The organism is Bradyrhizobium sp. JR4.3 (genome assembly GCF_040547695.1).
Classification (GTDB): Bacteria; Pseudomonadota; Alphaproteobacteria; order Rhizobiales; family Xanthobacteraceae; genus Bradyrhizobium; species Bradyrhizobium canariense.
The window spans coordinates 12,177-32,041 of record NZ_JBEPQF010000055.1 but is presented as its reverse complement, the minus strand read 5'-3'; the positions used below and the strand labels follow the sequence as shown (position 1 = coordinate 32,041).

Sequence of the window (19,865 nt, the reverse complement as noted above, 5' to 3'; positions counted from 1 at the left end):
TCGCGCTCTCAGCGCAACCGGGCGAGTCGCAGAGGCGGCCAGCTACTAACTCGAGCTCGCGGCTCATCGAATGCATCGGCCAGCCCGCACCTTCGCGCTCCCGGTGCCTCTGTCCCGATGGTCGCACCATACGCTACGATCCTGAATATCGCAGCGGAACATCGGCACCGAGAAACTCTCATACCCGTTACCAATCCCGTTGAAAGCACCTCGCTACCGTGCGCCATTGCACGATCCGATCGAAGGGATGCCTGTCCAACACGACCGCGCTCGCGATGGTCTTCAAGCTGCTCGAGGCCGCGCAGAAAAGCTGGCGTCGCCTCGATGGCCACAAACCAGTTGCCAAAACTCGTTCTCGGTGTGACATTCGCCGACGGGATCGAGGTCATCACCAAACCGACTGACCGCCAGCCCACAACCGCCGGCGCCTGACCGGCTCAGGCCGCCGCCAAAATTTGGCGATAGCTCGCCAGTTGATGGCCGCCACCACTGCCCAAGGGTATGGATTTGCCGACCGCTGGCGAATGCCGCTGGTTTGCAGAGTACTACAAAGATCAGCCTGCCAAGGCTGGAATCACAAAAAGACGATCGAGTGTTGCTGACGAACATTCCGTGGGGCTTCGCCGGCTTGGCGCGCCAGCTCAAGAGGTTTTACCTCTATCTCCACGAGGAGGACCATTAACTTGAGCTTGAAGACCCTCAGCATCTTAGCGTTTGCTGTTCGGGCCATTGCGCATTTGCTGCGCCTGTCAAGAGTGGTCGCTGTCGCAGAGAGCCACTACCTTCGAAACTTTGTGAGTGCACGTCCTAGCTGATTTCAAAAAGCTCCCGTGGCGCACGGGTCAATGCTTCGAAGCCTGACTCGGTAACGCGAAATGTCTCGCTAAGGACGTAGCCGAAATCCTCATCAATCCAGTTGCCCAGCATCAGATGAAAAGTCATGTTCGGCTTCAACTCTGTCATGTCGCCATCCATGAGACTCGCAGTGGGCTCCAGCCAATCAATCCCGATCGCGTAGCCGCAGCGCGATTCCTTCTTGAAGCCGTGCTTTCCGATTGTTCGGTAGAAGGCGTTGGCTACGTCGCTGCAGGTGGCACCGGGTCGGACCGTATTCAGCGCCGCTTCCAAACCGGAGAGCTCTGCCTCGTGCAGGCGGCGCAGGCGATCCGATGGTGCTCCAACTGAGAAGGTGCGCATAATTGCGGCAACATACCCGTGGCGCACGCCGCCGAGCTCAAGATTAACCTGCGACCCATGGCGAATGACGTCTTCACTCCACCGAATGTGGCACGTACCTGTGCGGGGCGAAGAGCAGAAGAACATGTTCGCAAAATCCGTTCCTGGGTTGCCATTGGCACCGCGCGCCAGTGTCGCGGCGATCTCGGCCATGGCATCGGCCTCCCGTACACCAGGACGAATCACTTCTCTCGCACGCATGATTGCTGCATCTGCGATGGCTGCGGCTTCCCGCATGACGGATATCTCAAGATCGGACTTAACCGTTCGAATCCAGGCAACAATCTTGGTGCAATCCACTAGGATCGCTTTTGGCAACCGCACTTTGAACTTTTCGGCTGCCTTCGCTGAAAGATCGCCTAGTTCGAGCCCCAACCCACGGTTTGTCACGCCGAGCTCATGGAGGAAATCGATCACCGTGTCGAAGCCGTCCACGTCACCATTGCCGACGAGATTTTCTGGATAGCCGACCACGTTCGCACGTGCCAGAAACGACTGATGGATCGCTGCGGGCACATCCATGCGACGCAGGATAAACGTGGGTTCCTCCTTTTGGTTCGACACGACTAGCGCTTGCGGGACATAAGCTGATCGCGCTGTATAGCCCGTCAGGTAGGTAATGCTGCGGGAGTTACTTAGGACCACCGCATCGATTCCGCGTCGTGACACTTCTGATTTCACTGCAGCAAGCCTTCGCAGGTACTCTGATCGCGGGAATGCCTGCGGTCCTTTGCTGATCATCATTGTCGTAGCTCCATCGGATCTCGTTTCTCGAAAGTCGGCCTGACCGACGCGAGACAACCATGGTACTGGGCGCTTGCAGCTCAATTTCGTTGATATATGGGGCTCCATCGCTGGAATTCTGCAGTCTGGAATGCAGGTGGGACCGCGGCTATGATTCATGCTGTATTTGTCACGCACCGCAGAGACAGGTGTTAATCGCTGCTGCCCGTCCGCCGAAGAACCGCAGGTAGCCAGTGAAGCTCATCTGTCACGAACTTGGTGCCCTCACGTTGATCGGCGTCCACTAGGCTCGAAAGTTCCCAGTGCCGCGGATTGCGAGATTGCAATCTGATCGAGGCGGAATAGGCGCGTGGGTTTGACTTCGATTGCTTCATTCGAAGGGCGCGGCTCACTGGGGCGGGTGCAATCTCAACGTCAGGGCAACTTGGATTAGGCAGATACCATCCGCAGTAACGGAGACGCTGCGCTACGGATGTGCCCCGGATTAAGCGAAAAAGGTATCAGTTTTCATATTATTTGCACGATTTCATCTCTCTTTGTGTAATTTTTGCGCAATTTCGGCAGATATGCAGCTTTAACTAATCTTGGACGTTACGCACGAAGATCGATCTTGTTTCCTATTGGCCGGAGGGTGTCATGACCAAACAAGTTTCTGAGGGACGTTCATGCCCTGGCGTGAGCCGACGCTCGGTCCTTCGATCGACGGCGGGTTTGTTGAGCATGCCGTTCGTGGCCAAAGCCACAGCCGCCTTTGCGCAGGAGAAGCTCGCCGGCGGTGGCGAGGTCGTCGTGTTCAGCTATGGGGGCTCTTTCACCGAAGGCATTCGCAAGCAGGTCTATGAACCGTTCACGAAGGCAACGGGCATCTCCGTCGTCGACGTGACGGCCGATTTTTCCGAGCCGCAGGTGCGGGCAATGAACCAGGCTGGACGGGTCGATTGGGACACCGCTTTCATCCAGGCCTACAACTACCCGGCCATGCACGAGGCCGGCATGTTTCTGCCCATCGATTACAGTCTATGGGACGAAGAGTCGCTCCAGGGGACGCCCAAATCGGCCCGGTTCGAAGACATGGTCGTTGGCCTCCAAACTGCGACGCTGCTCGCTTATGATCAGCGCTCGTTTCCAAAAGATGGTCCGAAGAACTGGGCGGATTTCTGGGACGTCAAGAATTTCCAGGGGCCGCGGGGTCTCGATGCGCCCCTCGGGAAGCGGAGCATCGTGTTTGCGTTGCTCGCAGACGGTGTCGCCCACAAAGACATCTGGCCGCTCTCCGACGACAAGATCGACCGGGCGCTGAAGAAGCTCGATCAGATCAGGCCGCAGGTGGCGAAGTGGTGGACGGCAGGAGGGGAGCCCGCACAGAAGCTCATTAACCGCGAATACGCGATGGCGAGCTGCTACGATGGTCGTGCAATCGCCGCCATCCAGCAGGGCGGCCCCGTTCGCATCGTGTGGGAGGGCGCCTATATGAACCAAAACTACTGGACGGTTCTCAAGGGCGGCCCGAACAGCAAGAACGCGCAAAAGCTGATCGCGTTCGTGAACCGCGCCCAGGTCGCTGCGGGATTTACGCAAGGGACCGGCTATCCCGGCCCGAATACAAATCAGCTCAAGTATCTGCCGGCCGAGCTGATCCCGCTGGTCAGCATCAACTCGGAAAATGCTGCCAAATATGTCCTTGAGGACTCTGTCTGGCTCACGGGGAAGCGACCGGATGGCAAGACCAATGCAGATCATATTCAGGAGCGGTGGCTGGCATGGCGGGCACAATGAGCTCAATCGCAATCGAGGGGCGGTCGTCCTTGCCGTCTACCGCGGCCCGGCCCACACCGTGGGCCTGGCTGCTGCTGCCTGGAAGCATCTACCTTATGGTGCTGTTCGTGTTGCCGCTCGCTGGGCTGTCGTTGCTTGCGCTTGGGATGCCAGGCTGGACCTTGGCAAATTTCATACGCATCGGCGAAAACCCGGTCTACCTCACCGTGTTCCTCACCACGCTGCAGATCAGCGTTTCGGTGACCGCGCTCGCCTTCATCCTCAGCTATCCCGTCGCCTACGCCCTGGCTACTGGTGGCGCGATATTGCGCACAATCCTGCTCGTCGCGGTCGTGCTGCCGTACTTCAGCAGCGCGCTGGCGCGGACCTTCGCCTGGATCCTCCTTCTCGGGCGCAATGGTGTCGTTAACAGCATCCTGCTCGAACTCGGCTGGGTCTCCCAACCGGTCGCCTTGCTCTACAACCGCTTCGGCGTGATCGTCGGTATGACCCACATCATCATGCCCCTCATGATCCTGCCGATGTACACGGTGATGTCCAGCATCGACCAGAAGCTGCTGCGTGCAGCAAGAGCGAACGGGGCGAGTCCGACCGCCGCCTTTCTCACCGTGTTCCTGCCGCTTAGCCTGCCGGGCGTCGTTGCCGGAATACTGCTCGCTTTTATTTATTGTCTGGGCTTCTACATCACGCCGGCCTTGCTCGGCGGCATATCCGATCTCACCATCACGATGGCGATCAGCTCCCAGATCGTGGAGCAGCTCAATTGGAACTTCGGCTCGGCGCTGGCCATGGTCCTGCTCGCGGTCGTCCTGGCCATGTTGTGGATCGGCTCGCGCTTCTTCCCAATTGAGCAGCTTCTGGGATTCTCTGACCAAAAGGCCGGTTCGGGAAAGCCCGTCCGGCGCCAAATGGGCGCCCAATGGCTGATGCGAGTCGGCTCCGCAGCAAATGCGCTTGATCGCTGGCTGCCTTCGATCGGAGGCCGGGGCATCCCGATTCTGGCAGGTTTGCTGGGAATGCTTCTCCTGCTGCCGGTCCTGATCGTCGCCTATCTGTCGTTCAGCTCTTCGTCCTATTTCGTCTTCCCCGTGCCGGGGTACTCGCTGCGCAACTACTACGGCTATTTCTCCAATGCTTTGTGGATACGCGCAACGTTCGCCAGCGTGCGCGTCGCCCTGATGACGACCGGCATGGCGACTTTGCTCGGGGGCATGCTTGCCTTTGGCCTGTCGCGCGGTAACATCCGCGGTCGCGGAGCAATGGTCGCGCTCGTGCTCTCGCCGATCATCATGCCGACCATCGTCGTGGCGGTCGCGACCTACTTCCTGCTGGTGCAGGTGGGCCTTCAGGGTACCGAATTCGGATTGGCGCTTGGCCACACGGTCCAAGCCATTCCCTTCGTAGTGGTGATCGTGGTTGCCAATCTGCGCGACCTCGACCCGACATACGAGCGTGCGGCGCGCAGCCTTGGCGCCAACCCTTTGGCCACCTTCCGCACGATCGTGGCCCCGCTGGTTATGCCGGCTTTGATCGTCGCCGCCTTCTTTGCCTTCCTGACCTCGTTCGACGACGTCGTCTACGTGCTGTTTCTCGGGATCGGGAGGATCACCACGTTGCCCATGCGCATGTGGGACGGGATCAACCAGGACATCAACCCCACCATTGCCGCCGTGGCGACGCTGCAGATGGTGTTCGCGGCGATTGTCATCATCCTCGGAGCCCTGCTGCAGCGGCAAAAGAAATACCGGACAGCCCGGACCTGAGCACAGGCCGAGAGAGCCAAGCATCAAGTTACTCTAGGGAGCCGAAATGTTGATGAAAGCCAGGACGAGCGGCACTGATGTGAAAACCGCAGGAATTGCGCTGCATAACCTGCAAAAGCGCTACGCTGGTGCAACTGCCGTCGACGATGTCAGTCTTTCCGTATCACCCGGAGAGTTCATCTCGTTGCTGGGGCCCAGCGGATCCGGCAAAACAACAACCCTCATGATGATCGCTGGATTCGAGATGCCGGACAGCGGTCAGGTGCTGCTGGATGACAAGGACATCACGCGCCTGCCCGCGCACCGTCGCGAGCTCGGCGTGATTTTCCAGAACTACGCTCTGTTCCCGCACATGACGGTTGCCGAGAACGTTGCCTATCCACTGAGCATGAGACGTGTGGCGAAGGCAGAGCTCGAAGCGCGCGTGCGTCACGTTCTCGAGCAGGTGCATCTCGACACGTTGGCCTCACGCTACCCACACCAATTGTCCGGCGGTCAGCAGCAGAGAGTGGCGATCGCCAGGGCACTGGCTTTCGATCCGCCCGTTCTCCTCCTGGACGAGCCCCTGGGTGCGCTGGACAAGAAGTTGCGCCAGCATCTTCGAAACGAGATCAAGACCCTGCACAAGCAAGTCGGCAAGACGATGATCTATGTCACGCACGATCAGGATGAGGCGCTGGCCATGTCCGATCGGGTCGCGGTGATGCACGAGGGCCGCATACGGCAGGTCGCCGCACCGCAGGACATCTATCGCAGGCCGGCCGACTTGTTCGTGGCGGGCTTCGTCGGTGAGGTCAACCTCATTCCTGTCAAGATCACATCCGGTGTCGCTCAGGGCCCTGCGGGCGAGCGCTTACCCGCAGCGCAATGCCCTGACGGTGACAGGGATGCGACGCTTTGCGTGCGACCCGAACATTTGCGCATCGAGCTGACCACCAGCCCGAACTCAAGCGCGATCCAGGGACGCGTTACCGACATGATGTTCGTCGGAGACGCGACGATCCTCGAGTTCCGCAGCGATTCAGGCCTGCAGCTGACCTCGAAGGTGCTCAACCTCTCGAGCGACTCCATGCCTCGAATGGGCGACGCCTGCTTCGCCTCCTGGGCCGCAAACGATGCAACCATCCTGACACAATAACTCGCCGATATCGCTTCCACGCCAAGTCAAGCCTTGCCGGCCTTCGAAAATGCCGAGTACCACCTTTCAAACCGACGGATGTAACATGGCCGGTGAAAATACAAACTTTACAATTGTTCTCAACCACACCGCAGCTGAAGCCTATGCGCGACTCATTGGCGAGCGTTTTCCACAAGTTCGCACGATTGTCGCGCCTGACCCCAGCCGCCTCGAGCGTCACATAGGGGAGGCAGACGCGCTGCTTGCGGCTCGCTTCCCCGTCGAACTGTTCGATCGGGCGAAGAAACTGCGTTGGTTCCAATGCACTAACGCCGGTGTCGATTCTATTCTCGCTGTCCGGGACAGGGCGGCTCACGTCACGGTGACCAATGCACGCGGCATCCATGGTGACGTCATCGCAGATTATGTGATGGCCGGCGTGACAATGCTGCACTGGGATTTTCGCAGATTTGTTCGAGAGCAGGCGGAGCGAAAATGGAATCCGCGCTACGTGACTCCATTGGCCGAAAAGACGCTCGGTGTTGTCGGCCTAGGCTCCATCGGTGCGACCATCGCCCGGCGCGCGAAGAGTACTGGGATGACAGTCGTCGGCTCGAAGCGCGACGTATCTGTCCCCGTCGAAGGCGTTGATAGGCTGTTCGCCTCCGATGCGCTTCGGGACTTGCTGCCGCTCTGTGACTTCGTAGTCCTGGCGCTGCCCGCAACGGCTGAAACGGTGGGCCTCCTTGGCGCAGCCGAGTTGTCGAGCATGCGACACGACGCCTATTTGATCAACATCGCGCGAGGCAATGTCATCGCTGAGGCCGAACTGATCAGGGCATTGAAGGCAGGTGCATTCGCTGGTGCGATGCTCGACGTATTTGAGCGAGAGCCGCTACCGCAGAACAGTCCGCTGTGGGACATGCCGAACGTGATTGCAACGCCGCACGTGGCGGGAAGTCCAACTAACTATACGGAGCGGGTGTTCTCCATATTCGGAGATAATATCGAGCGATTTATGAACGGGCAGAAACTGAACAATGTGGTCGATCTGCAACGCGGCTACTGAATGCAGCAGAGCGTTGGAAATCAGCCTGAGCCGATTGCCGGAGCGCATCATCCAACATCCCGATCTGCGGCTGCGCGACGAGATCCATCGTGTACTCGATCGACCACCGTGGGCAGTGCCTGCGGAGCGCAGAGCGATAGCGCGAGCCGCGGGCACCCGGTCTGCTGACCTCTCGCTCCCCGAGGGGTTGCTTTCTGGCATAAGTTTACTCACAGATCGAACTAGACGATCGATTCCATGAAAGCGATCATATGCAGTGCTCACTTTAGTCGAGAAATCCAGGGTTTTTCGAGAGCATCGATATGATTCGAACCATGGAAGCGCCCGACTAGTCGGCACAAATGAGGGGAGCGTCATGAGTAAGAAGGAATACCAGGTGCTTTATACCATAAACGTTTACGGCGGCCACATGCATCAAGGGAATGCTTCTGGGGTCTCCAATGAAACCGCTCCCTCAGGTTTTGGCTTTCGCCGTCTTTGGCACCGTCGTTGACTGGCACACCAGCCTGGTCCGCGAACTCGATGCGATGGACCTGGGCGTAAGCGGTGACGAGTTCACGCTCGCTTGGCGCGCCGGCCATGCAGCGTGTGATGTCCGGCGAGCTTGGCTGGACGCTGCTCGACGACCTGCATCGCATGTTCTCGACGAATTGCTCGTGCGGTTCCGTATCGGGAAGCTGAACGAGATCCAAAAAAGGCAGCTGAACCGTGTAGGGCACCGCCTCGATCCCTTCCGGCGCGCTCTGCCGGTCGTAGCAATTTCGTTTGGCTTTCGCGGGGGAGGAATACGAAGCGTAAATTAGGATTCCTCGGACCGTTCATGCTATGGGTGAGCTGATGCTCACTACTCCAATCAGCAGCAGCCCTGGTTAGCGTGCCGTTCGTCGCCAAAGCGAGGGCCTCCTGGGCGCAAGGAAAGGCTTGCGGGCAGCGGCGGCGGATCTTTCACCGGGGGTATTCCAAAAAATGTCTTTGATCCGTTCACCAGGCGGACAGGAATAAAGGTCGTGGGTGTGCTCGCCGATTTCGGCGCGGCACAAGTAAGGGCGATGAACCGAGCTGGCCGCGTCGATTGGGATACAGTGTTTCAGCAGGCGCGGAACTAACCGGCCATGCATTAAGCCGCTATGTTCGATGGCAGGCTTTCCGAAATTACACGGACCTCGTGCGTAAAACGCCAACCGGTACGGCTGGATAATCGCGCTGCTCCTATTCGCAGTATCCACGAGTAGCCCGGCGCCGCGCGTAACGGCTGCACCCCTTCTCGCCGTGCGCATGTGCAATATGAAAACCTCGTATTTCCGTAACTCATGCTGAATTTCGTCGAGACCCGATCTTTCATTACTGAATTTCGGCTCTGGCGACGTTCTAGTTCTAACGTCGAAAGCACCATCGCCCGCTCGCCGCGGAGCGGCGGTTCAGGCTCGCTTTAATGCGCATCTAAACGATATATATGCGATCGTTGAATGACCATTGCTGGGTAACAGGACGATGAACAAGGTCTATCCCGACGCAAAGTCGGCGCTCGACGGCATTCTCAAGGACGATATGACGATCATGTCCGGCGGGTTTGGCCTGTGCGGCATTCCGGAAATACTGTCGAACGCGATTCGCGACTCCGGCGTCAAGAACCTCACCGTGATCTCCAACAATGCCGGCGTCGACGGCATCGGCCTCAGCCGGCTGCTGGAAACGCGGCAGATCAAGAAGATGATCTCGTCCTATGTCGGCGAGAATAAGCTGTTCGCCCAGCAATATCTCGCCGGCGAACTGGAACTCGAATTCAATCCGCAGGGCACGCTGGCCGAGCGCATTCGCGCCGGCGGCGCCGGTATCCCGGCCTTCTTCACCAAGACCGGTGTCGGCACGCTGATCGCCGAAGGCAAGGAAGTGAAGGAATTCGACGGCGAGAAGTACATCATGGAGCGCGGCCTGATCGCCGAACTCGCCATCGTCCACGCATGGAAGGGCGATACCGCGGGCAACCTCGTCTACCGCAAGACCGCGCGGAACTTCAATCCGATGATGGCGACCGCGGCCAAGGTCACTATCGCCGAGGTCGAGCATCTGGTGCCGGCCGGCGAGATCGACCCCGACCACATTCATACGCCCGGCATTTTCGTCAAGCGCATGATCGAGGTCGGCACCGGCAAAAAGCGGATCGAATTCCGCAACACCCGCCCGCGCCCCGACGCGGCTGCGGCAGCAACTGGGAGTTAAGTCTGATGGCCTGGACCCGCGAACAGATGGCCGCGCGCGCCGCCAAGGAGTTGCGCGACGGTTACTACGTCAATCTCGGCATCGGCATTCCGACGCTAGTCTCGAACTACATCCCCGATGGCATCGACGTCTCGCTGCAGAGCGAGAACGGCATGCTCGGCATGGGACCGTTCCCCTATGAGGGCGAGGAAGACGCCGACCTGATCAATGCTGGCAAGCAGACGGTCAGCGAGTTGCCCGACACCAGCTATTTCTCCTCGGCTGAATCCTTCGCCATGGTGCGCGGCGGCCATATCAATCTTTCGATCCTCGGCGCGATGCAGGTGGCACAGAACGGCGACCTCGCCAACTGGATGATCCCCGGCAAGATGGTCAAGGGCATGGGCGGCGCGATGGATCTCGTCGCCGGGGTCAAGCGCGTCGTCGTGGTGATGGAGCATTCCGCCAAGGACGGCCCGAAACTCTTGAAGAAGTGCAATCTGCCGCTGACCGGCGAGAAGGTCGTCGACATGGTGGTGACGGATCTCGCCGTCTTCACCGTCGACAAGCACGGCAAGGACGGCATGGCGCTGATCGAGCTCGCCGACGGCGTCACGCTCGACGAAGTGAAGTCCAAGACCGAAGCCGAGTTCGGTGTAGCGCTGAAATGATTCTAATAGTGTTATCATGAAGAATTGTTGCCACTCCAGCTTGGTCACTATGCGTGTATCCGAGGGGCTCGCCGCTCGAGTCCTTGATACCGGCGAGATGCGGATAATGCTGCAGGCTCTTGATTAGCTGGAGGCTGAGAGGCACTTGGCTTGTCTACGGATTAATGATAGAGGTTGGTCGAAAGCTGGACTGTATCAAGCAGCATGGAAAAGTAGGCCGTAAGACCTTCGACCTTCGACCTTCGACCTTCGACCTTCGACCGGCGGCCGGTGGAAATAAAAGGGAGGAATCACAAGCAGGCCATCGGCACCGTGCGCCTCCGCGTGTTAGGCTAGCTCAATCGTCTCGGCGATGTTGGGCGTCCCGGGGCCGATGATGACGTTCAGTCCATTCTTGTTGTTCAGGACGGTCTCTGCGACCTGCTTGCGCGCGGCCACCGAGAAGGAGGGAAGCTCACCCGTGATGCCGAGGACGACGATGCCATCGGCTCCGGCCTGCTTGTGCCATTCCATAATGGCGCGCATTGCACCAGGATCGAACCGGCCAGTACTGTCGCAAGGAGTGACAGCCGCCACCCAGGACAGGGCCTTGGGCGTGTTTCCAACTGAGGCACGGCCATCGATTTGTTCACACCAGCGGCCGTATCGTCGAGCTTCATGTGTTGCAAGCTCTGCAATCCCTGGAATAGTGAGCGACTGTATCCACAATGCCGGTTCTTTTCCTGCAAGGCGCAGTTAATCGCGCAGAAATCCGGCAATGGGTTCGCCGCATATAGAGGCGCAAACCGTCAGCCGCCGTGCAGCTGTCAGCTCAGACGAACAATGCCGTGAGCTGGCGATTTTCCGATCTGTTACAGAGGCCACTGACGTTCCTAGTCGTGTCAACCTCGACATGCCGACTTTCAAATGATCGATCGTCGAGCATGGGTTTGAGAACTGGGCCTGAGGGCCGCGTGGACGTATTGCGAGTTGCCAACAGGTGCAGATCTCTCTGTTGCCCATCACCGGGGTTGAAGCTCGGGTATCGCCTCCGCTGCTGAAGCGGACGCCGGGCCAGATGCAGTACTGACATTCCTGTGTGAGCTCGCCCGAGCCTTCAAAAATCCGCGATCAGACGCATAAATTCGGACACGTTGGCGCGCAGATTAAAGGGATCCGGCGCCAAATGAGGGTTATCCTTGGGCTATGACATCGCAACGCGCTCTCGGAATCCTGCAGCTCGAACGCGGCGTGAGTTTCGGCGCGCAGCCGCCGAAATCGCCGCTCGGCTCAATGCTGAATCCGGATACATTCAGTTTCCCGACCATCGGCGAGACCGTGTCGGGAGCCTGGGTGGAGAATGTCGTTCGCGGAGATCCGGCGCTCGAGCCGGCGTTCATCGCAGCAGCCCGACGCCTGGTCGAGCGAGGCGCCGTCGCGATCAGCTCGACCTGCGGCTTCTCTATCCGGCATCAGGCAGCCATAGCCGCCTCGGTGAACGTGCCCGTGCTGACGTCGAGTCTGCTCCTTCTGCCCACATTGGTCCGCCAGGTGTCTCCTGCTGCCAAATTTGCCGTCCTGACTTACGATTCGACCCATTGCGGTCAAGAGCTGCTCGGGATCGATGATCCGGCCGAGCGCGCCAAAATCGTGATCGGCGGCATCGAAGGTGGCAAGTATTGGCATGACGAGCTGAAACGTCCGCCACCGCCGACGGATGTTACCGCTGTGGAAACCGAAGTTGCCGCCTGTGTTGCACGCCTTCGCGCCGCGCATCCGGAGATCGCAGTCATCCTGTTCGAGTGTGCGGCGTTCCCAATTGTCGCCCCTGCAATCCGTCGTATTACGCAGTTGCCCGTGTACGATATCACCAACCTCTGTCGAATGGCGATGGCGTCTGTCACCTAAGTCGTTCGTTTATGTGAAGGAGTGCGTCGTGCAACAAGTGAGTGCCATGCACGATGCTCCTGTACTTCGCCGTTTGACTACTTGATTGGAGCCTCCATGAACGATGCCATTGTCGACGCAGCGAACAAACACTTTGCATCGAATTATTTCGAAGCTCGTGAAAAGTTTCGCGAGTACGTTGCAAAGAGCGGCGTTGGCCAAGCTGCAGTCTATCCGTCGCCAGCCCTAGGGCCTCGTGGGGAAGAGCTTTCGACCGATGTTGTCTGGTTTGGTGACCGGCGCGCTCCGAAGGTGGGCATTCTGGTATCGGCCACGCATGGCGCCGAAGGATATTGTGGATCCGCGGCACAGCTCGATTGGTTGGCAGGGCGTGGTTACGAGAGGCTCAAATCTGATGAAGCAATGTTACTGATCCATGCCCTGAATCCTTATGGATTTGCATGGGATCGCCGCGTGACGCAAGAAGGCTGTGACCTCAATCGAAACTTCGTTGATTTCACCGCGTCCTTGCCTCGTAACGAGGCCTACGACCTGCTTGCTGACTGTCTTGTGCCGCGAGAGCTTGACGGACCAGTGCTCGTCGCTGCCGAGGCGGTAATCGAGAGATTCCGCAAAGAGCATGGCGAACTTGCTCTCCGAAAGGCTCGCAGCAGCGGGCAGTACCGACATCCAACCGGAATGTTTTTCGGCGGGTTTGGCCCGACGGGGGCACGGCAAACGCTCGAACGCATCGTCTCAGACTATGGTATCGAGTCGCGTACCTTTGTTCTCGTGATCGACTACCATACCGGTCTCGGACCTTATGGTTACGGTGAGCTTCAATGCGAGCAGGCTTCCGGCATGTCAGGATACCAGCGCGCACGTGATATTTTCGGCCTTTCGGTCACATCGCCCGAACTTGGTACCTCATCGGCTGTAGTGCTCAACGGCACGCAGGATGACTATTGGCAGCGGCTTCTCGGTAATCGACACGTATATGTCTGCTTGGAGTTCGGCACCTATCCTGCGGAAGCAGGCAGGCCGGTGATGCGCGCTGACCATTGGCTTTACGCCTATGGTCAGACGGAGATCGAAACAGCTGTTGGCTATAAGATTCGAGAACGGGTGAAGCAGCACTTTTATCCTGATAGAGCGGATTGGAAGGAGATGGTGCTATGCCGCTGTCGCCAGGTTCACCGGCAGATGATCGAAGGCTTGCGGACGTAGCGCGGTGTCACTTCGCCTTATGCTCCTGGCCGAACATGGTGGGTTGTAGAAGGCCGAAACGATCAGGGGCGGCGCTCAAAGCTGTTCGAAGGGGCAAAGTCGTTCGATATCACCCCACGGACGTCGCCACACTGTGGCTATTCGGCGCTCTGGCGCCGATTCCTCGCGATTGCATGGGAATGATGTGCAGATGATCCGTTCTACAGCTCGCTGATCGCGCTGGAAAGTCTCCGCCGCGCGAACAATCCAGCTTGGTACCCGGCTTATGATGCCGGTGTTCGCAAACGCATCAAGTCGCCGGTCGATTGCATGACAGCGGCCGGCACGAAATCTTGGCCGGTAACGCCGACGTACCGTGCCACCCAATTGGCGTATGCTGCCACTCAGGATGACCGTTTACGAGAAACGGGCGACGGAATTCGTCGACAAAAGGTGCGGGAACGCGGAATTTGTGCATTGCTAAGCCGCATATTGCATAATCAGTATACATATACTGCCATATTTAGGGCTAGGCGAACGGAATCCTGCGACACAACCGACGGGCAGTTGAATGTCAGAACCAATGGTCCCCGACCAACTCGTTAGTGCCGACCTCTGGAGCGATCTCCGCAAGTACAAGGACATGCCCGAAATCGATATGGCGCGTCTGTACGCCTATCGTATTGAACGTCTGCGCGGCGCCCTGCGCAATGCCGGGGCATCAATGTGCATTCTGGTCAGCCCCCTCAGCCTCCGCTACGCGGTGGACTATCGATCATTTGGGCTATTTCAGTCGCACATACCGAACAGCTACCTCTTCGTGCCTGTCGAGGGTCCGATCGTTATTCACGGTACCTACGAGTACCTTAAGCCGCCTGCTGCCGACGAGATCCGCCCAGCGCGACCTATCTCATTCTTCAATGGCGGTTACGAACTCACCGATGCAGCCCGCCAGTTGGCGGACGATGTCGTATCTTACCTTTCAGAGATCGGGACTGATAACAGGCGGGTGGCAGTCGAATATGTCAATCCCACCATCACTCAAGCCTTGCTGCAGCGGGGACTTGAAGTGATCGACGGGGTAATTGTCTCCGAAGAGGCGCGTCTCATCAAATCACCGGATGAGATTGCCTGCATGCGCTGGGCGATCGGCGTTGCCGAGCTAGGCATCGCAAAGATGAAGGAGGCGATGCGTCCTGGTGTAACTGAACTGCAGCTGTGGGGTTTGCTCAATTACACGAATCTCGCCAATAACGGGGACTGGCATGACTGCCGTATGCTCGCATCGGGTCCGCGTATCAATCCATGGTTCCAGGAGGCGTCGCAGCGACAGATAGAGTCAGGCGATCTGGTTGGCTTCGATACCGATATGATCGGTCCATTCGGATATTTTGCAGACATTTCGCGCACATTTCACTGCGGACCTGCAAAACCCACCAAAAGGCAGAAGGAGCTCTATCGGCTGGCCGTGCAGGAGATCGAGCACAATCTGCGGCTGGTCAAGCCGGGAATCACATTTCGCGATTTCCAGCAGCAGGCATTGGTCCTGACGGAGGAATACCACGCCAATGCCTACACTTGCCTCGTCCATGGCGTTGGAATGGCCGATGAGTATCCGCGGATCAACCCCGTATGCGGTAAGCCGTCGCCCTATGACGGAACACTCAAACAGGGGATGGTAATTTGCGTCGAAAGCTATGTCGGTGCAGTCGGTGAACGCGATGGCGTCAAACTCGAGCAGCAGGTCCTTGTTGTCGAGGATGGCTATGAGATGCTTTCGACCTATCCATTCGAGGAATGTCTACTGGATTGACTGCATCCGTCGACTCAGGATGCAGAAGCAAAGCGGCGCGATGCCCTCGTCGTTCACGAGAAACGGCTGAGGTGACGGAGGCCTAATCCTGTTCGGTTGCGAGTTCAATGCCCTTTGCAACCTGTTTAGCAGGATCACCACCTCAAGCCCGATGAACAAGCCGATTGGGTGATGCGTCCCACACGTGCGCCGATATTAGCTTTGGCGACCGGCGCTTTGCCCGCGCGCTTCCGGATGTTGACGATCGATTGCGGGAAAAAGCTGCGCATTGCCGCTGTTCGACGCAGAATTCCGGAATGGCCCCCCCATAAATCAGGGAACTTCGCCTTCGCCGATCGCTAATACTTTCGGAAAGATGGAGAAAGGGCGATAGCGGCCCCTTAACAATCTCCACGCGAGCAGTCGGACAGAGAGGCAAACTTGAGCGCGGTGCAGAGCTGCACGGAGGGGGGCGAATCGGATGGCGTGCGCTGCTTGGCCTTATGTGAGGGGAGATCTTGCATCCACGCGGCGTGGCGCCGCGGCGTTTCTCGACAATCTCGGGGGCGTCTACGGGGCCGCAGGTCTGGAGGCTTGGGCCACATCCTGGACAAACGTCGGAGATGCTCATTCTCGTATCGCTGACCTGCGGGTTGACGAAGGGGCGTTCGATGACGCGACAGAAGCCTGGCTTAGTGCACTAACTGCCTTTGAAGTTGCCAGGCGACTTGATGAAGACGATCGACAACGTGACGACGTTTCCGCGAAACTCGAGACGGGCATTCAGAGGATCGGATCTCTCGGACTGGGTCTGGAGCGCGTACAAATTGCGGGCGGAGATCAGGCCGAATTTCAAGCCCACTATTTGGCCGCCAGCGGACCAGAATTACGTGCGCCGGCAGTCATTTGCATCAGTAGCGAAGAAGAAATAGCAACCGCGCTGCTTGGAAGAATCTTGCCCGTTGTGACTACTCGAGGCATGTCGATTCTGGTTGTCTCTCACGACGACGTCTCGAATCGCTGGCGCGGCCAATCAGAAACGTTGTTGTCTTGCTGCCTGGATTACCTGTCGGATCGCTCCGACGTTGATCCGACGCGGATTGGCGTCTATGGAGAAGGATTGTCAGCTGTTCTAGCTACCGATTTCGCAGTGTCTGATCGCCGCATTGCTGCGGCGGTTTGCGATGGCGGCCTTTGGAATTGGGCTCGGACGTTGACGTCTGTCCGCTGGATGACCGGGACTGCAGCAGACGTCGTGGGCGAGGACGTGGCCTCGGTACGACGCTCGCGATTGGTGCGGCAGTTGAGATGCCCGGTTCTCGTGGTCGTTGGGGGGCGCGGCACGGTCAGCGCGTCAGAGGCGATCAAACTACAAGCCGAATGCAGGGCGGCGCGCATTGATCTCGAACTCGTCATGCCGCGGACGACTCTGCCTCCCAAGGGGATCGACAACTTCGTGACTTCCGACGATTGTGTGTTTGGGTGGCTTGAGCGAAAGCTAATACATAGTTCAGCTTCGTAACTATTGTCGGTCGCTACAGGCCAGATCGCTGAGGACCAGGTCAGTGACAACGTCACCACGTTGCTGCAGCTATCTTCGGAAGCCTATGGTCAACGTACTGGCCAGTTCCGTCCTTGCAATTTACGAAGGCCTATAATCGACAAGGCCCTTGCGAATAGGCTCGGGATCAAGCGATTAGGCTACAGTACGCCTATACTGAGTTTTTGAGAGGCCAATCGGCTATTTTTGGCAATCGAGGCTAGTCGTTTATTGAGGTAGTCAAGCGATGCCTCGTCTAGCCCGGCGAACATTGTTGAGTTGAGCGCTTTCCTTTTGTTTGAAAGGTTCGTGATTTCCGCCAGCGCTTTTTGAGTCAGGGAGATCTGCAGGAATCTCGCGTCATCAGGGGATGTTACGCGAGACAAAAACCCTATTTCCTCGAGTTTTTTCGTTTGAGTCGTCACGAAGGCAGGGTGGATTCGCAACTTATTTGCGACCGCTATTCCGGGGACCCCTCGACCCCGGTCGAGCTCGTCGATAGCCATCAGGATCAACCATTGGGGTTCGCTGATTCCCATCAGCTCGGCCCAGCCCTTGTGTATTTCCTCGAGCTGGGAGTGGATTTCCACGATGTTCCAGATGAAGTCTCTTACGGCTCTATCCAGTTGATCTTTTTCGCCCATCTTGGTCTTTCCGCCACATCCTAGTGCCGCCGACAGGCGCACAACTGATCATTAGCGGGAATGCGCGTGGCCGTCTCGATACGAATAGACGCGGCATAACAGTCATGCAATAAGTTAATTGATAAATACAATTCATTTGGTATATCGAAGACCATCGACCGAGAGGCTCTATGGGACTAGCGGTCATGTTAAATCTCCAAGTAGAGCCCTCGGGATGCCCCTTGAGGGCTCTTTTTTTCATTTCAGGCCACTGCCCCGCCTTGTCCTCCTAAATGTTGCTGAATAGCAACAGGTCTGACCAAAAGAAAGATACACAAAATTAATTAATTGAAGCAATTGCTGTGAGGGGCTATTCAAGTATGGACGGAGAGGGGGCGCCTCGAAGTCGTTCCGTCAACAGCCGCCCCACTGGGGATGCTCGTTGCGGCGGATCTAGACGGAAACGAAATTTCAACTTGGAGGTTTATCGATGAAACTAACAAAGAGTCTCATCCTCGGTTCTGCGGCGATGCTCGTGGGTGTCGGAGCGCAGGCAGCTGATCTGCCCGTCAAGGCAAAGGCTATCGAATATGTGAAGATCTGCTCGCTCTATGGCGCCGGTTTTTACTACATCCCGGGCAGCGACACGTGCATCAAGCTCGGTGGGTATCTCCGTGTTGATACCGTGTTGAACACGCACTACGACTTCGATGCCGCCAACAACGACTTGGGTGGAGCGCGAAATCGCCTCAGCAACTCCTATAACACCCTGGCTCGTCAAGATTTGCAAATCGATACGCGTACCGCGACCGAATACGGCGTCGTCCGAACTTTCTCTGAGATTGTGTTCAGCTGGAGATCCGGTGGATACAATGGTGCCGGTACAACCGCTGTGAATGGCTCAACGGCCTATAACGCGGCCCCGGCAGGAACGAATGGCGCCGGTTCGATCGCTGGCGGCTCTCTTGGCCTCTATTATGCCTTCATCCAGTTCGCTGGGTTTACGTTCGGCAAGGCGGAATCGCAATTCAGGACTCCTTGGGCTGAATATCCGGCTAACAACTTTGAGCTGCCGGGTGCCGGCGGCTGGGATCCCGTCAATCAGATCACGTATACAGCGGACTTCGGCCAAGGCATTACGGCTTCGTTCTCGGCTCAAGATCAAACGCTTCACGATACGACTAGTATTCGGAACGTGAGCGGCGCGACCGCCGTTGGTCTGGCAGCCGGCGCGTACGGTGCAAACGATATCGGTGGCACGCGAGCTCCTGACCTCATCGCCAGAGTTCGTGTTGACCAAGCTTGGGGCCTGTTCCAGGCGTCGGTCGCCGCGCATGACAATCACGCAGCCTACTACGGTGTCGATGAAACGACCGGCCATCCAAGCGACAAATGGGGCTGGGCTGGTCAGCTCGCGTTGTCGATCAAGAATCTGCCGACTGGACCCGGTGACACGATCAACTTGACGGGCGTGTATACGAACGGTGCGAGCCGCTACAACTTCCACGACTACATGTCCAGCACGTTTGCGATGTATGGCGGCACTGGATCGGCGGGGGCTTACCAAAGTGTGGGCATCGCTGGTGCCTCTGACTCCGTGTTCGTCACGGGGAAGGGCCAGGAGCTGACTACGACCTACGGTTTCAATGGTGGTTACACCCACAATTGGGATCCACAGTGGAACACCTCCATCTTTGGCGGTTGGGCTGCTGTCAGGTACAACGGGACGGCCAAGGGTTATATCTGCGGTGCGTTCGTCGCAAGCGTGGCCTTGTCGAGCGGTCTCGCCGGCTGCAATCCCGACTTCAACTATGGGGTCGTTGGTACGAAGACGTCCTGGACCCCGGTTAAAGGTCTGACCTTCACTGGTGAGCTCGCGTACATGATGCTCGACCAAAAGTACGCCGGCGGAAGCACGGTGACCCTTCCGCTGCAGTCAAATATCGCAAAGCCCGGCACTGTATATGAACTGAAGGACCAGAACAGCCTCGTGCTGCTGCTCCGCGCCCAGCGTAACTTCTAAGCCTCAGTTTAACAACGGAAGGAGCAAACAAGCGGCTCTATAGCCTAACGTCTAACCTCCAAGAAGGCCTCCGGCATGCCCGCCGGGGGCCTTTTTCGTATTCTTCCTCACGATCAGCAATGCTGATCGAAATCCGTTCGATCGTCCTCATCGCCCCAGACTCACAGCTCTGAGCCGATTTGTGAATCCTTCGTCAGCATCGGAACGCTAGAGCATTTTCCGATCTTGCGGAATCGGAAG

The 19,865-nt window shown here is 57.8% G+C and carries 15 protein-coding genes and 1 pseudogene; 13 read left to right on the top strand and 3 right to left on the bottom strand.

All coding sequences use genetic code 11. The features are described from left to right. Nucleotides 1-189 precede the first annotated feature (189 nt). Nucleotides 190-432: pseudogene (locus ABIB91_RS39625) on the top strand (IS256 family transposase); the annotation flags it as partial. A gap of 375 nt (nucleotides 433-807) precedes the next feature. Here ABIB91_RS39625 and ABIB91_RS39620 read toward each other — a convergent pair. Next, nucleotides 808-1,980 carry a M24 family metallopeptidase gene (locus ABIB91_RS39620; RefSeq protein ID WP_354172440.1) on the bottom strand — a complete coding sequence of 391 codons (1,173 nt, stop codon included), beginning with the start codon at nucleotides 1,978-1,980 and terminating at the stop codon, nucleotides 808-810. A 636-nt stretch (nucleotides 1,981-2,616) separates the two neighbouring features. Between ABIB91_RS39620 and ABIB91_RS39615 the strand changes: the two genes are divergently transcribed. The 7 genes from ABIB91_RS39615 (at nucleotide 2,617) to ABIB91_RS39585 (ending at nucleotide 10,575) form a co-directional block, all read left to right on the top strand. Then, nucleotides 2,617-3,756: an ABC transporter substrate-binding protein gene (locus ABIB91_RS39615; RefSeq protein WP_354172438.1), complete on the top strand. Its 1,140-nt coding sequence runs from the start codon at nucleotides 2,617-2,619 to the stop codon at nucleotides 3,754-3,756. Then, entirely contained in the window at nucleotides 3,753-5,519 is a 1,767-nt protein-coding gene (locus ABIB91_RS39610) for an ABC transporter permease subunit (RefSeq protein WP_354172436.1), read from the top strand. The genes ABIB91_RS39615 and ABIB91_RS39610 overlap by 4 nt, the downstream gene beginning before the upstream one ends. 46 nt (nucleotides 5,520-5,565) lie before the next feature. Then, nucleotides 5,566-6,657, top strand: coding sequence for an ABC transporter ATP-binding protein (locus tag ABIB91_RS39605; protein WP_354172434.1), 1,092 nt, complete (start codon nucleotides 5,566-5,568; stop codon nucleotides 6,655-6,657). A gap of 85 nt (nucleotides 6,658-6,742) precedes the next feature. Continuing rightward, a complete protein-coding gene (locus ABIB91_RS39600) occupies nucleotides 6,743-7,705 on the top strand; it encodes a D-2-hydroxyacid dehydrogenase (protein ID WP_354172432.1) in 963 nt (320 codons plus the stop codon). Nucleotides 7,706-8,145: 440 nt separating this feature from the next. Continuing rightward, the gene (locus ABIB91_RS39595) at nucleotides 8,146-8,508 is read left to right on the top strand and encodes a hypothetical protein (RefSeq protein ID WP_354172430.1); all 363 of its coding nucleotides are present in this window, start codon (nucleotides 8,146-8,148) and stop codon (nucleotides 8,506-8,508) included. 688 nt (nucleotides 8,509-9,196) lie between these two features. After that, nucleotides 9,197-9,925, top strand: a complete 729-nt coding sequence (locus tag ABIB91_RS39590; protein ID WP_354172428.1) for a CoA transferase subunit A — start codon at nucleotides 9,197-9,199, stop codon at nucleotides 9,923-9,925. Between the two features lie 5 nt (nucleotides 9,926-9,930). Beyond that, nucleotides 9,931-10,575 (top strand): 3-oxoacid CoA-transferase subunit B, encoded by a 645-nt coding sequence (locus ABIB91_RS39585; RefSeq protein ID WP_354172426.1) that lies wholly within the window; start codon nucleotides 9,931-9,933, stop codon nucleotides 10,573-10,575. Nucleotides 10,576-10,902: 327 nt separating this feature from the next. Here ABIB91_RS39585 and ABIB91_RS39580 read toward each other — a convergent pair whose 3' ends face one another. After that, on the bottom strand, nucleotides 10,903-11,151 hold the full coding sequence (locus ABIB91_RS39580; protein ID WP_354172442.1) for a dihydrodipicolinate synthase family protein: 249 nt from the start codon (nucleotides 11,149-11,151) through the stop codon (nucleotides 10,903-10,905). 609 nt (nucleotides 11,152-11,760) lie between these two features. Here ABIB91_RS39580 and ABIB91_RS39575 point away from each other — a divergent pair. The 4 genes from ABIB91_RS39575 (at nucleotide 11,761) to ABIB91_RS39560 (ending at nucleotide 16,961) form a co-directional block, all read left to right on the top strand. Further along, complete coding sequence (locus tag ABIB91_RS39575; RefSeq protein ID WP_354172424.1) at nucleotides 11,761-12,462, top strand: aspartate/glutamate racemase family protein; 702 nt, start codon at nucleotides 11,761-11,763, stop codon at nucleotides 12,460-12,462. A gap of 96 nt (nucleotides 12,463-12,558) precedes the next feature. Beyond that, complete coding sequence (locus ABIB91_RS39570; RefSeq protein WP_354172422.1) at nucleotides 12,559-13,668, top strand: DUF2817 domain-containing protein; 1,110 nt, start codon at nucleotides 12,559-12,561, stop codon at nucleotides 13,666-13,668. Nucleotides 13,669-14,218: 550 nt separating this feature from the next. Continuing rightward, complete coding sequence (locus tag ABIB91_RS39565; RefSeq protein WP_354172420.1) at nucleotides 14,219-15,460, top strand: M24 family metallopeptidase; 1,242 nt, start codon at nucleotides 14,219-14,221, stop codon at nucleotides 15,458-15,460. A gap of 460 nt (nucleotides 15,461-15,920) precedes the next feature. Then, nucleotides 15,921-16,961, top strand: coding sequence for an alpha/beta hydrolase family protein (locus ABIB91_RS39560; RefSeq protein WP_354172417.1), 1,041 nt, complete (start codon nucleotides 15,921-15,923; stop codon nucleotides 16,959-16,961). A 179-nt stretch (nucleotides 16,962-17,140) separates the two neighbouring features. Here the strand turns inward: ABIB91_RS39560 and ABIB91_RS39555 are convergent, their stop codons facing one another. Then, a complete protein-coding gene (locus tag ABIB91_RS39555) occupies nucleotides 17,141-17,623 on the bottom strand; it encodes a MarR family winged helix-turn-helix transcriptional regulator (protein ID WP_354172415.1) in 483 nt (160 codons plus the stop codon). A gap of 469 nt (nucleotides 17,624-18,092) precedes the next feature. On the opposite strand from ABIB91_RS39555, the gene ABIB91_RS39550 reads away from it, so the two are divergent. Next, nucleotides 18,093-19,625 (top strand): porin, encoded by a 1,533-nt coding sequence (locus ABIB91_RS39550; protein WP_354172413.1) that lies wholly within the window; start codon nucleotides 18,093-18,095, stop codon nucleotides 19,623-19,625. Nucleotides 19,626-19,865: the final 240 nt, after the last annotated feature.